Source organism: Methylobacterium sp. 13MFTsu3.1M2 (genome assembly GCF_900112625.1).
Taxonomy (GTDB): Bacteria; Pseudomonadota; Alphaproteobacteria; order Rhizobiales; family Beijerinckiaceae; genus Methylobacterium.
In genome coordinates this window covers 101,776-115,442 of sequence record NZ_FOMM01000024.1, presented here as the reverse complement: position 1 = coordinate 115,442, position 13,667 = coordinate 101,776, and the positions used below count along the sequence as shown (strand labels likewise).

The 13,667-nt window shown below is 68.2% G+C and carries 5 protein-coding genes and 1 pseudogene; 4 read left to right on the top strand and 2 right to left on the bottom strand.

Going from position 1 to position 13,667, the window contains the following annotated elements:
- Positions 1 to 265, bottom strand: a 265-nt coding sequence (locus tag BM314_RS22925; RefSeq protein ID WP_139237862.1) for a transposase, incomplete at its 3' end; no start/stop codon positions are given.
- 144 nt (positions 266 to 409) lie between these two features.
- Here BM314_RS22925 and BM314_RS30245 point away from each other — a divergent pair.
- Complete coding sequence (locus BM314_RS30245; RefSeq protein WP_139237861.1) at positions 410 to 892, top strand: hypothetical protein; 483 nt, start codon at positions 410 to 412, stop codon at positions 890 to 892.
- A 303-nt stretch (positions 893 to 1,195) separates the two neighbouring features.
- On the opposite strand, the pseudogene BM314_RS22920 reads toward BM314_RS30245, so the two are convergent.
- A pseudogene (locus BM314_RS22920) lies at positions 1,196 to 2,589 on the bottom strand (L-serine ammonia-lyase).
- A 411-nt stretch (positions 2,590 to 3,000) separates the two neighbouring features.
- Between BM314_RS22920 and BM314_RS22915 the strand changes: the two are divergent.
- From BM314_RS22915 to BM314_RS22905, 3 genes are read left to right on the top strand one after another with little or no spacing between them, the layout of a single operon-like run.
- Positions 3,001 to 5,589, top strand: a complete 2,589-nt coding sequence (locus tag BM314_RS22915; RefSeq protein WP_139237860.1) for a hypothetical protein — start codon at positions 3,001 to 3,003, stop codon at positions 5,587 to 5,589.
- A gap of 6 nt (positions 5,590 to 5,595) precedes the next feature.
- Complete coding sequence (locus tag BM314_RS22910) at positions 5,596 to 7,650, top strand: hypothetical protein (RefSeq protein WP_139237859.1); 2,055 nt, start codon at positions 5,596 to 5,598, stop codon at positions 7,648 to 7,650.
- Between the two features lie 21 nt (positions 7,651 to 7,671).
- Positions 7,672 to 13,554: a DEAD/DEAH box helicase gene (locus tag BM314_RS22905; protein ID WP_091980406.1), complete on the top strand. Its 5,883-nt coding sequence runs from the start codon at positions 7,672 to 7,674 to the stop codon at positions 13,552 to 13,554.
- The last annotated feature ends 113 nt before the right edge of the window (positions 13,555 to 13,667 follow it).

Below are 13,667 nucleotides of genomic sequence, written 5' to 3'. Positions count from 1 at the left end.
CGCCCGTCCATCCGGCCTTGGCCAGCGCGGCTAGCATGGCTTTCCAGAAGCCGCGCCGCGACCATCGGTTGAAGCGGTTGTAGACCGTGGTCCGCGGGCCGTAGGCGGCCGGGCAATCGCGCCAGCGGCAGCCCGACGTCAGCACGTGCAGGATGCCAGAGATGATCTGCCGGTCGTCCTTGCGCTCGGGTCCGGGCTGATCCTTGGGCATGAACGGTCCGATCACCGCCCATTGCTCATCCGAGAGCCAGAACAGGTCCGCCATCACCGCCTCCAGGCCGCAGAACGGCCGCCTGGAATCACAAAACGACAGACCCCGCAACGGCTTGGTTCGGTTCACACCCTAGGAGGCGATAAACTCACCAGCTACGATGAGAGTAAGCGCTCCAATCTGAATGCGCTCGCCGGCTTGGATCCGATCGATTGGCTCCTGCAGGAAGCAACTGCTCTGGGAGATCCGCCGCCTCTTATCGCAGAGCGTATCGAACTGGCCCGGCTGGAGGCGACACCACCGGGCGCAGGCACCCCGGGCGAGACACGACTCGCGACGCTCAAGGGAAGATATCCCGGCGCCCGGGCCACCGAGCTTCGGGCTCTGGTACCAAAAACATCGGAGCTGACGGAGAAACGGCTGATGGCGATCTCACGTTATCGCAAACTAACCAATCAGTCTGAATGGTGGTTTATAGATGTTATCAGCGACCTGAATGGTGTAAGCTTTCACAGATTTCAGCTTTTTGCCTGGACAATCGTTTTGGGTGCCGTATTCAGCGTGACAAGCTATCGGGAACTCATGATGCCCGTGTTCGACACCACCCTCATTGGTCTCCTCGGGCTGAGCGCCGGAACCTATCTCGGCCTCAAGATCCCGGAGCCGGCCGTTCCGAAATAAACTCACAATTCTTTCACCCGCGCTTTCGTGACCCTATTTTTCACGTATCGCGTCGACTTGCCGGACTGCCGTCCATCGACGGATCGACGGCGTACGTAGAAGGCATGGTGGCCTTCGACATCTCGTCGGTTCGGTAGCCGGCACGCAAGCTTCGGCCGGAACCGGCCGACAACTTCGCATTCCAGCTTCGCTGTTCGAGGATCAACTGCATTCCTGCAGGTGGACACGGCCAACTCGATGACAATGCCCGACGGCGGTGGCGAGCAGGCGCCGACGCAAGATGTGCAGCTCTCGCTACCGCTTTCAGCATTCCGGAAGATTAACGGCGAGTCCGCCGGTCGACGTTTCCTTGTAGCGGACGCTCATGTCGCGTCCGGTCTGCTTCATCGCCTCAATGCAATTGTCGAGCGGCATGATGTGGCTGCCGTCCCCGTGAAGGGCCAGCGACGCGGCGGCGACAGCCTTGATCGCGCCGAGGCCGTTGCGCTCGATGCACGGCACCTGGACCAGTCCGCGGATCGGATCGCAGGTGAGGCCGAGATGGTGCTCAAGCGCGATCTCGGCGGCGTTCTCGACCTGTTCGTTGGTGCCGCCGAGCGCGGCGCAGAGTCCCGCGGCTGCCATGGCGGCGGCCGACCCGACCTCCCCCTAACACCCAACCTCGGCACCGGAGATCGACGCGTTGGTCTTGATCAGGCCGCCGATCGCCGCGGCCGACAGAAGGAAATCGCGAACACCGGTTTGGTTCGCGCCGATGCAGTGGCCGCGGTAGTATCGGATGACCGCAGGGACGACGCCGGCCGCCCGTTCGTCAGTGCGGTGACCACGCGGCCCCCGCCGGTATGCTCCTCGTTGATCGCCATGGCGTACACGGACAGCCAATCGCTCGCGACATGCGGCTGGACCGTGTTGGAGCCCCGCTCGGCGAGCAGCGCCTGATGGATGCGCCGGGCGCGGCGGACGTTCAGGCCGCCCAGCAGAGTGCCCTCGGTGGCGAGACCACGATTGATGCACGCATCCATGACCGCCCAGATCCGATTGAGGCCGGCATCAAGCTCCGCGTCCCCGCGGCCGACCGTCTTGTTGGCCCGCTTCATGGCTGCGATGCTGCGCCGTGACGCCGCGCCCATTACGAGCATCTCGGCGGCGCTCCCGAACGGATAGGGGCGCAGCACCGAGGCATCGACCGCCTTGATGTCGTCGCCGGACAGTTCCTCCGCAGTCAGGACGAAGCCGCCGCCGATCAAGTAGTAGGCTTCCGTGAAGTACGGCGCGCCCTCGGCGTCGAAGGCGCGGAGGATCATCCCGTTGGCGTGGCCCGGCAACGGCGGCCCGTAGTCGAACACGATCCCAGTCTCGGCATTGAAGCGGATCCGCGGAAGGCCCGCGACGTCGATCCACGCGTTCGCGCGCAGGGCGGCCTCGCGGCGCACGGCCTCGTCCGGATCAAGGGTGTCGGGACGAAACCCGAGCAGGCCGAGAACCACCGCCCGGTCGGTGGCATGCCCCTGTCCGGTGAAGGCGAGACTTCCGTGCAGGACAGCCTCGATCCGCAGCGGCGCAGGCGCGTCAGGTGCGCGGGCCTAGCGCTCGCGGAGCGCGTCGAGGAAACGCGCGGAGGCGAGCATAGGTCCCATGGTATGCGAGCTGGACGGTCCGACGCCGATCTTGAAGATGTCGAAGATGCTCAGGAACATCGGGCCATCTTATCCAGCCATCGCCCGAAGTTGTACATACCGATTGGAGCTGGTGAGAGTTCGCCGCTGAGCCGACGCCGGGCTCGCCACGTCCGATTGGGCTCGCAGGGATGCCTCGGCGAGGATCGGCCTGCCCAATCTTCTGTGGAGCCAACAGCGTGACACAATCGGGCTTTCCGACACGTCAACGCCGGCGAAGTTCGTCTCGGACGAAGCCCCGGGGTGTCGCGCCGGAGCAACGTCGCACCGCCGACTCGTCTCGCGGCAACCCGCAATCTCACTTCTTCGGTAGACGACAGATGCGCAACTTGTAGTATCGCTCTGGAGGAGTGCCCGAACAAACGGGTACGGCGGGGGAACGTGGCGAGAGGGGCTCTTCCGAGCAATGGTCGCGAGTGGGAACTCGCGCTCGTGCGGCACTATCTCCGATGCGACGGGCCATTCGGGGCGTCGCCGCTCGCGTTCGTGGATGCCACGGGCGAGGAGCTCGCACGCGCCGTCGGAGCCGATGCCGCCCACGTGGAGGACGTTCGAAGCGCCTTTCTCGGGTCCTTCGGAAGCCCTTCCCTGCTGCGCGACGTCCTGAGCGGGGCTTCCAGGCCGACCTATTCTGGCGTCGAAGCTCCCGGCTGGTTCAGATATCTCTTCCTCAGTTGCCTCGTCGCCGCCGCAGAGACGGGAGGCTGCAACGCCGGAGTCTACCGGGAGCGTCTGAGGACGCTTTTGGGGGCAGAGGCGACCATCTCCGATCTGCGGGGACTGCCACTCCTCTGGGGACGGCTCGCCGAATGGTGCGACGCGCGACGTCTCGAAGGAGAACCGTTCCGGCGCGTCGTCCTACCCGATCGCGGGCACATGACGCAGATCGGCGAGTCCGTGCGGATCGCCTTCCCGTCGCGACTGGATCGTCTTCGCCTCGAACAACTCGCGGCAGATTGGAATGCGGCCGAGTTCACGTCGCCTACCTGCGTCATCAAATTCGTCAGGAACCGTCTCGACGGGCTGCCGTGGTCCGAAGGCTTCGTCGCCGCCTTCCTCGACTTCGGGATGCGCTACCGTCGCGGAGAGAGACTCCTGGCGGATCACCCGTTCTGGGTTCTGATCCGACGGACGCTGGCGTCGATCGGTGAAGGCGACGAGCGTTCCGCGGCGGGTATTTCCATTCGATTGATCGCCGGCCTCGACGACGAAACCCTCGTGGAGCTCTCGGCCAGAACTCAGATCCCAGGTCTCGGTCTGAGGCCGGATGCAGAAGCGGGCTTCTCATGCACGGTTTCCACCGAGGCGATGATCGAAGCGGTCGGAGCGGCAGCGCGCCTCGGCGGGTTCGGGCGTCTTCGTGGCGTCGTCGCGGCACTCGACAGGGGCGTGATGCCGTTCGTCGAGACTTCCTGGGGCGTCTGGGCGTTCTTGGCATCTCCGGACTCGGGCCCCGTCCGCATTCTGGGCCGCCATGGCGCCGTCCGGTCGAGCGGTAATCCGGGCATATGGCAGGCGGCCGCGGATGGATGGTGGCTGTCCTCTCAGATCCCCATCGGAGTGTACGAGGAGATCCTCGGCAGGATCGGCAAGCCGCTGGAGCCGTCCGATCGTCTCCGCTCTCTGCGCATCGAAGGCGGCATCAGAACTGGTGCCTGCTTCCTGGGGCGTCCGACCTTCCTGCCCGTGGTCGCGGCACCGGACGGCGCGACGCTGACCCTGCAGGCGTCGAGAGTCGAACGGGGTGAACTCGGCCTCGCTGCAGAGGCTCGGGGACCAGTGCCCCTCGTCGCCGAAGCACCGGTCGCCGGCGCATGGCGCCTGACCGCTCGGGAGATCGAAGGGAGCGGTACTGAGAACGAGTTGCGGCTCTCGTTCGTGGACCGAGCCTTCGAACACAATGTCGGAGCCGGTTCGGCGGAAGGATGGGAAAACGAGGTCGAACTCGTCCTCGTGCCGGGAATTCTCGGGTCTCGGACGACCGATGTTCCGCCCGCGGCACCCTCGGAAGATGAAACCTGCCGCGACGATCTGCTCGAAGCAGTCTACGCCGGAGGCGTCGGCGGCTGGTCCGAGGCCGACCTCTTCCCTCTGCTCCGACGCGCAGTGGGCGGGGGCGGGGGCGGACCACGTCCGTGGGATGTCCTGAGAGCTCTCCGCGAGGGCGGATGGGTCGAGCCGCGTCTCGACCCCCGCTGGGGAGCCAGACGTTGGATCCTGCGTCCGATGCGGCTCCTGCGTCGCGACGACCGGACGGCGGTTCTCGACGGGGCTTGGTGCGCGACCGGTCTCGACCGCTTCGAGGCCGCCTGTCGCCGAGCAGGTGCCGCGGCGGAGGTCCGTCCCGGTCGGGGACCGTGGTCGGTGCCGACCATGGTCGTCCGGAGCGCCGATCTCGTTGCCGTCGCCGCGGCGACCGGAGTGCCGATCGTCGACTTACCCCGCATCGGAGCGGCACCGGCCCCCGCCTGCTGGCCCTCGACGATCCATCCTCTCGCAGCCCGGATGGTCGCGGGAATCTGGTGCTGGGAGCGCGGGCGCTTTCTGGCGGCAGCCGGTGGTGCGACGGGAAGCGTGCGTCTGGAGCGTTGGGTCCGCCCGCGGCGCGACGCGCGCGATGTCTACCGCATTTCCGGAAGTGCCAGTGGCGATCTCGTCCTCGAAAGCCGGACGGCGGCGATCCTGGAGGCGCATCGGCGCGCCGGCATTCCTCTGCTGCATCACGCCGAGAACGAACTGGTCCGGCTGCGGGCGGAGGGAAACCTGCCGGCGGAGATCGTCGGCGCTCTCCGCTTCGCACATCTGGCTTCTTCGGGACCGATCCGACGCGAAACCGGCGAGTGGACCTACGCCTATCCCTGCAGCCGAGACGACGCCCGAGAGCTCGTCGCCATCTTCGGCGCGGCCGTCGCAGGTTCGGCACCCGCTCCGGATCACGCTCGGTACCGACTGAGCCGCAAGCTCGGTCCGCGCGGCAGGGCCCTCCTGAATCCCGCCGCCGCTCTCCGTCCGGTGCTCTGAACAGCCATGCTCGCCAAACGAACCGATAATCGAACGTTCCATCTCGGTCGGTGCATGTTCCGGAACGAGCGGTTCACGCGTCTGGAACCACTGCTGTCGAACGCCGGCGACGGTTGGGTCGCCGTGACGGACCGCAGGCGGACCTTTCCGGACGCGGGATCCGTTTTCACCCTCGATCGGCCCGCCGTCGGATCGTCGGAAGGTTCGCTCTGGCTCTTCCGATGCGAGCCCAACGGCCGCGGCGGCGAGGACCGTTTCGTCGCCGTCGACTTGCACGAGCCGAAGGAGATCTTGGATTTCGGTTTCGCGGACGCGGAAACTGCCCGACGCGCCGTCGTGGAGCGGGGGTTGGACCTGCCACATACTCCGACGCGCGAAGTCGTCGTGGTGTTCGCTGTGGATCGGGCGGTTCGACTCGAACTGGCGCGCAGCGAGATCGACGGACTCTGGAGGCCGGCCGCCGACGTGGCGCTGGAGACTCTGGAGGTCCATCGGTTCGATCCCGCGCGCCACAGAGGTGCTCGGATCGGGCGCCGGGCCTTCCTGCTGCCCGCGGCGGAGTTCGAGGCGCCCTCCGGTACCATCGACTGGTCTCTCGACCTCGTCTTCCTGCCGAAGGTGCTGCGCAGAATCCGCCGGACGATTCCGCTCCAGTCGGGCGGAGAATTGGCGACTATCTCGCTCAGGACGATCGAACGTCTGGTCACGGCGTTGCGCGACGGAGAGATGCTGGCCGGCGATCCGCACTCCAACGAAGCCATGCTCGCCCGGCTTCGAGACGCGACGCCGGTGCTCTCCGCGAGTCTGACCGCCGCGACCGAGCTCGGCGACACGCTGCTCCAGCTACCCGCGGTGCAGACCCGTTTGCAGGAGGAGATCGCGGCTCTTCACGCGCGAACCGTAGTCGATCTGCGACGGGAGCTGCAGCCGATGGTCCGTGCGGAGATCGAAGTGGAAGAGGCGGCGGCTCGTGCGGTGCTTCGTGACTTGGAGGAGCAGGTTGCCGCCGCCGCGGCGCGCAGGGACGAGAGCCGACGCGAGCTCGCCGAACTCTCGCGGGAGCGGGAGGAGCACCGCACCGGGCTCGCCGGCGACGTCGAGGCGCTTCTGACGACCGTCGCGCGGACGGCGGATGCATTCCGCCAGACGACGGACGTGGCGGTCAGGTTCGGCATCGCAGATGCGGCTGCCGAAGCGGCAGCCCCGTGGTCGGTGCCGGCCATGGAGACGGGCGAGGATCTGGAGGCTACGAACCTTGCCGCCGCGCTGACGGCTCGGGAACGCTCCGCGGGCTTTCGGCAGGGGGCTCTCGTCGAGCTGGATGCGGTCGCACGTTCCGGTGGCATTCCGGTCCTGTTCGGCGAGGAGGCGGAGCGTTTCATAGAGGCGTATGCCGCATGCGTCTCCGGCGGGCTCGCCCGACGCATGGCACTCGACCCGGCGACGCTGGGCCTCGACGATCTGTGGCGGCAGTCCGTCGGAGGCGGTCCGACCGTTCTGGCCCGGGCGTGGTCGTCGGCCGTCCGGAATCCGCAGCGCGTCGAACTCGTGGTCCTCGACGATCTCGACGCTGCGCTGGAATGCCTGTGGCTGCCCCGCCTCGTCGCCCGGCTCTCCTCTCCGCATCGACCGTCGAACCTGCTCGTTCTCGCGACCCTGATGGAGAGCGGCCCGGAGCGCGGCCCGTCTCTTGAGGTCCTCAGGAGCGCCGTACCGATTCTCGCGGGTGCGGAGGCCGGAGCCGCAGCTGCCGCGGTGGCGTCGAATCCGCCTGCTCCGACCCGACTCGTCTTCGTCGCGCCGCCTCCGGTGGATCCGGCCTCGCTGCAGAGGTTGGCGGTTGATCTCGTGCAATCGCCGGGAATCGATCCCGCCACCGCCGTACGGGCCGCTGCGCTCCTGCGGTCCGCCCTCCCGACGATGGGCGCGGACGCGGCCTTCGCCTTCGCACGCGACGCCGCAATCCAGATTCGGGCGCGGACGCACGCCGATCCGGGCGGATCGGCGCTGGAGCGCAGCTTCGCCCGCCTCGCCCGACGCAATTCCTCCCCACGGACCTGAACGGAACCCGGGACTCAACCCATGCTCGACCCGATCGGCGGCTTCGACCGCCTCCGCGAGTTCTTCGTCTCCTATCTCGACACCGCGTTCCGGATTCGGCACGCCGACCTCTCGGACACGCGAGGTGCGCTCCTCAGGTCGGCCGGCCATCTCGCGGCGGTGCCCTTCCTGGAACCCGTGCCCCGCTATCGACCGTGCGGCTACCGACTGGAACGCCTCGCGGAGGACTTCGCGGGCAATCCCATAGGGCATCTCCCGCGTCCCGCACGTACGGCCTTCGCCGAGTTGGCGCTGTCCGGCCTGTTTCCAGGACGCGACGCCACGGGGGCCGAAGTCGGACGTGCGGGCACCTTCGATCCCTTCACACACCAGATGCAGATGCTGGAAAGGGGAACCCGACCCGGGCGCCCCGGGATCGTCACGTCCGGCACCGGCTCGGGAAAGACCGAGTCCTTCATGCTTCCGATCCTGGCGACCGTCGCGGCCGAAGCCGTGCGTTGGGGTGCGCCCGCACCGGGGTATCTCGCCGACCGCTGGTGGACCGACGCGCCGGAGCGCTTCGTTCCGCGGCGGACGGGCGAGGCCGGAAACCGCCCGGCGGCGGTGCGGGCACTGATCCTGTATCCGATGAACGCGCTCGTCGAAGATCAGATGACGCGCCTGCGCCGCACTCTGGACTCGCCGGAGGCCGAGGCAGTGGCGCGCCGGCGCTTCGCCGGAAACCGCATATTCTTCGGACGCTACACCAGCGCCACGCCGGTGACGGGACATCTCCAGCATCCCAGGCGGGCGGGCGATGCGAGGGAGGCCCGACGGGTCGAACGCAGAACCGAGCAGTTGTCGCGACGCCTGACGACGATTGAGGAAGATCGGGAAAAGGCCCGTCTTTTCGACGAGCAGGAGGCGGCGCGCGCCCGCCGGGAGAACCGCGAGGCACCCGATCCCACCCGCTACCTGTTCCCGTCCACCCTGGGCGCGGAGCTCTGCACGCGTTGGGACATGCAGGCCACCCCACCGGATCTGCTCGTCACGAACGTGTCGATGCTCGGCACGATGCTGTCCCGGGAGGTCGACGCACCGATCTTCGAGAGCACCCGTGCCTGGATCGAGAGCGATCCGGACGCCTATTTCTTCCTCGTCCTCGACGAACTCCATCTCGTGCGCGGCTCCGCGGGGACGGAGGTGGCGGGCCTCGTGCGGGCCCTCGTGGAGCGTCTCGGGCTCGCGCAGTCGGAACACCGCCACAAGCTGCGCATCCTGGCTTCGAGCGCCTCTCTGCCGACCGGTGGTCCCGAGGGCGAGCGGAGCTTCCGCTATCTCGACGACTTCTTCGGTCCCTTCGGCACCGTCGCCGCTCCGGGGGCGCCAGCGGCCGCCACGCAGGCGTTCTGGCGCGACTGCATCGTTCCGGGCAATCCGGAACTGCCTCCCGCGCCGGCCGCGCTACCGCTCGATCCGGCTCCGTTCGCCCGCTTGGCGGAGCTCCTCGGCGCTTCCGGCTTCGCCCGGACCGTCGAGCCCGGTCCGGCGATCGAGGAAGCCGTCTCGGCGGCACACCGCGCCCTCCTGGGCGAGCCGCCGGCCGAGTTCGGTGCGACGGTCCGTGCGGCCGTGGAGGCCGCGGCTGCGGCCCTCGTCCACGCCTGCACGGCGACGGGCGACGCCCGGGATGTGCGGGCCACCGGCATCGACGTCGTGGCCCGGCGCCTGTTCGGCGAGGCCGGTCTCAGTGCGGAGGCGCTTCGCGGACTGACGATTCTGCGCGGTCTCGGCGACAGAGCCGCCGCCCACGGATGGCAGGCGCCGCGCGAGACGACGGCGAGCTTCCGCATCCACATGTTCGTACGGAGCATCGAGGGGCTCTTCGCGACGCCGAGATCGGCCGGCGGCGCGACGGTCTGGGACGGCGTGACGGTGGAGCGGGGAACGACCTACACCGAGTTGGCCGAGTACGGCTTCAGACGTGCGTTCGAGCTCGTCTACTGCGAGGCCTGCGGCGAGGCGTTCGTGGGCGGGATGCGCGGGGTGTCAGGCAACGGCGCAGCCGCCGTCGAGCTCCTTCCGGCTTCGCCCGATCTGGAGAACCTCCCCGACGGCGCGGCGAGCGGTCACTACGAGGATCTGAGCTACGACGCGTTCGCGATGTTCTGGCCCTCGCGTCGCGAGCCGGATCCGGAGCGGCCCGGCGGCGAACTGTGGGAGCCCGCGGTTCTGGATACCCGGTCCGGACTCGTGTCCCCGCCGAACGGTGAGATCGACGATCCGGCCCGCGTGCCCGGTCGTCTCTACCGGCATACCGGAGCCTTCAGCCATCATCGCCGTTCGGGGTCGCGCGGAACGGCCGGCCCGGATTGCTGCCCCGCCTGCGGAACGGACTACACGCAGCGTAAGAAGGAACGCTTCTCCCCGATCCGGAGCTTCCGCACCGGCTTCGCGAAGACGTCCCAGCTCCTGGCGAGCGAACTCTTCGATCTGCTCCACGCGAGCGGCGTCGCGGCCAAGGCGATTGTCTTCTCGGACAGCCGTCAAGAGGCTGCGAAGGCCGCGCTGCAGATTGAGAGGCGCCACCACCAGGATCTCAGGCGCCGCCTCCTGATCGAGATGCTCCGACGGCAGCGCGACGCCGTCGACGTCTCGGCCGAACGCAGGCGCATCCAGGAAGCGATGCAACTCGCCGTCGCGGAGGGACGGTTCGACCATGTCGGTCCTCTGACCGTCCGCCTCCAGGCTCTGCCGACGAACACGGATCCCCGCCGCATTCCGCTCCGGAGCGTCGTCGAGCGCGCGATCGCAGACGCGGGAGCCGACCGTCGCACGAACCCTATGCTGGCCGAGATGATCCGTCTCGGCGTCCACCCGACCGACGAGGTGGGCATCTCGGACATCGAAGGGTTCGATTGGCAGCGGCTCTTCGAGCAGTCCGACGGAGCTTGGTCGTGGCGCACCAGCGGTGCGCAGGCTGCCGAACTCCAGACGGCACGCGACCGCGTGTACCAGAAGCAGATCCCGCACATCGACGAGGTGCTCTTCGCGAAGACCTACTTCGCCCTGGAGGAGACCGGGCTCGGCTATCCGACCCTGTTCGCCGAAGCGGAGCCGGACGCGGACCGGCTGGACGCCTATCTGCGCGTGTTCTCGGACGCGTACCGGGTGAGTTCGAACAAGTGGGTGCTCGCAGGCGATCCGACGCTCTGGCCGTCCGCCGACCAGGTGCCGCAGACGAATCGAGTCCGGCGTTTCGCGGCGGCTACGAATCCTACGGATCCCGTAGGCGAGCTGGCGAGGGTTCTGGAGGCCTTCCGGGCGAGGAACCATCCGAACGGCATCGTCGACGCGGCGCCGCTGCATGTACGGCTCTCCGACCGAGGCGACCCGTACTACCGCTGCGAAAACTGCGACCGGGTTCATCTCCATCGGGGGACCGGCGTCTGCACCCGGTGCCGGAGCGCCCTTCCGACGGAACGGACGGGCGTCGTGGAGGAGCTCTGGAACCGCCACTTCCTGGCACGTCAGATCGACCGCGGGCTCGCCGAGGGGACGGGTTCGTTCCGCCTGCGCTGCGAGGAGCTCACCGGTCAGACCGACGAGCCGGCCGAGCGTCTCCGCCGTTTCAAGGGCATCTTCATTCACGACGCGGCCAGCCCCACGCCCGAACTCGACCGGGCTGCGGCCGAAATCGACCTCCTGTCGGTGACAACGACCATGGAGGTGGGGATCGACATCGGCCCGCTGCAGGCCGTGTATCAGGCGAACATGCCGCCCCAACGCTTCAACTACCAGCAGCGTGTCGGACGCGCCGGCCGACGCGGCCAGTCGTTCTCGCTCGTGGCGACGCTGTGCCGGAGCCGTAGCCACGACCTGCACTACTTCCGTCATCCGGAGTCGATGACCGGCGATCGGCCCCCGCCGCCGTTCCTGGCGACCGACCATCTCGACATCCCGCAGCGCCTGCTCCGGAAGGTCTGGCTGTCGGCGGCATTTTCCGTCCTGAGAGACGAGGACGGTCCGCGGTACCTCGGCGACGACGCTCCGCCCGACGTGCACGGCGAGTACATACCCGCAACCGCATACTACGCCGACGGGAGCACCTGGCCCGACCGCCTGCGCGGAGCGTTGCGACAGACCATCGATCGCCGGGATGGATTCGCGGCGGTGCTCGCCGCGGGTCGCGAGGGGCGCAGGGACGCGCTCCTGGCCGCGATGGATCCCGACGTCCTCGTAGCACGCATCACAGCCCTGACGGAGGCCGGGCGCGTCTACGGCGGTGGCTTCGCGCAGTTTCTCGCGGAATACGGTCTGCTGCCGATGTACGGGATGCCCACACGTGTCCGGGCGCTCTACATCGGGCCTAAGGCAGTCAATGCCGGCGAGGCCGAGTGGGACACGGTCGACCGCGATCTGGACGTCGCGATCTACGAGTTCGCCCCCGGGCAGGAACTCGTCCGCGACAAGCGGCGGCACCAGTCGATCGGCTTCACCGCGCCCATTCAGAACCCCCGACAGCTGCCCGGTACGCAGTTCTTCCCGCCTCTGGTACCTTCCGACCGCTGGTGGTCCGAGCGTCACTACCTCGCGCAGTGCGGGACGTGCGGCGGCACGACGTCGAGACCCGATCTGCCGCTCACGGACGTGGTCTGCGAGGACTGCTCGACGGAACTGGACGCGAACGCATTCCGCGAGTTCGTGGTGCCGGCCGGCTTCCGCACGAGCTTCAGGCCGCTTCCCGTCGACGAGGATTCCCGCGTCGAATCGGTCGGGCGCACGGTCACCGCGGCGATCCACCGCCTGGAGGTCGAGCCGGTCGCCGGCACGAACATGGCCGTCCATGCGGGAACGGGAGCGACCGTACTCCGCCTCAACGAGGGTCCGCGCGACGCCGGCGGCGGGCGTGCGGGCTACGACGTGCGGCACGTGACCCAGCGGCGGCTCGGACTGCCCACGGGCGCCGGCCACTTCACTGTCTTGGAGAACCAGTTCGTCGCCACGGACGTCGTCGACGAGGCTCCGACGCGCTGGCAGCCGGGAGCCATCGGGGTCGAAGCCGGACGCCGGCTCCTGTCGCGGAAGCAGACCGAGGCGATCTACATCGGCCTAAGAACGATACCGGCCGGTCTTGGGCTGGACCGGATCGGACGTCAGACGTGGCAGACGAGCGTCCGTGCAGCTGCAATCAGCGCCACTCAGCTGATCGTTCAACGTGCGGCTCTGGAGCTCGACGTGGCGCCGGAGGAGTTCGAGGCGCTCGAACCGCGTCTGCGCGAGGGCCTTCCGCTTCTTCAGATCGCCGACTTCCTCGTCAATGGATCCGGCTTCTGCCGTCGGCTCGGAGAGAGCGAGGCGGACGGACGGAGGATCGTGGTCCGGCTGATCGCTTCGATGCTGGACGAGCCCGCCGATCCGCTCGTCGGTTCGTACTTCGCGGAAGATCACAGGGCCGATTGCGCACGGGCCTGCTACCGATGTCTCCAGCGCTACGGCAACCGATCCTACCACGGTCTGCTCGACTGGCGGCTCGGGCTCGGTTTCCTCCGCGCGTTCGTCGACCCGGACTACCGCTCCGGCCTGGATGGCGACTGGACACGGCACAGGGAACTCGCGGACTGGCCTCGCATCGCCGCCACCGTCGCCGAGGAACTGGCTCGTCAGAACTCCACGGAACGTACGACGACGACTCTGGGGCGTGCGGGGCTGCCGGCCCTGCGGGTCCGGCGGGCCGGGAACGTCGAGCATTACCTCGTCGTCCATCCGTTCTGGCGCACCGACGGTCCGGCACGTGCGGCCGAGCCCCTGGCGAGCGCGATCGCGCAAGCCGGAGGCCCAGTCTACTTCGTCGACGCCTTCGACGCCGCCCGCAGGCCGGTGAAAGCCCTGGAGAACGCGCGCTCAAGGCCACGCGACGTCTGATCGGTCCATTCGGCGCGGCCTCTCGCCGGTGACGGGGCCGCCGGTGGCACATCGGACGCCTGTCGGGTCCGGTTCGTCACTGTGGACGGCACGGAGCCGAACGGCATCGACCC

Coding starts and splice junctions, on each gene's coding strand:
- BM314_RS22910 (WP_139237859.1), top strand. CDS start 5,596: ATGCTCGCCAAACGAACCGATAATCGAACGTTCCATCTCGGTCGGTGC.
- BM314_RS22905 (WP_091980406.1), top strand. CDS start 7,672: ATGCTCGACCCGATCGGCGGCTTCGACCGCCTCCGCGAGTTCTTCGTC.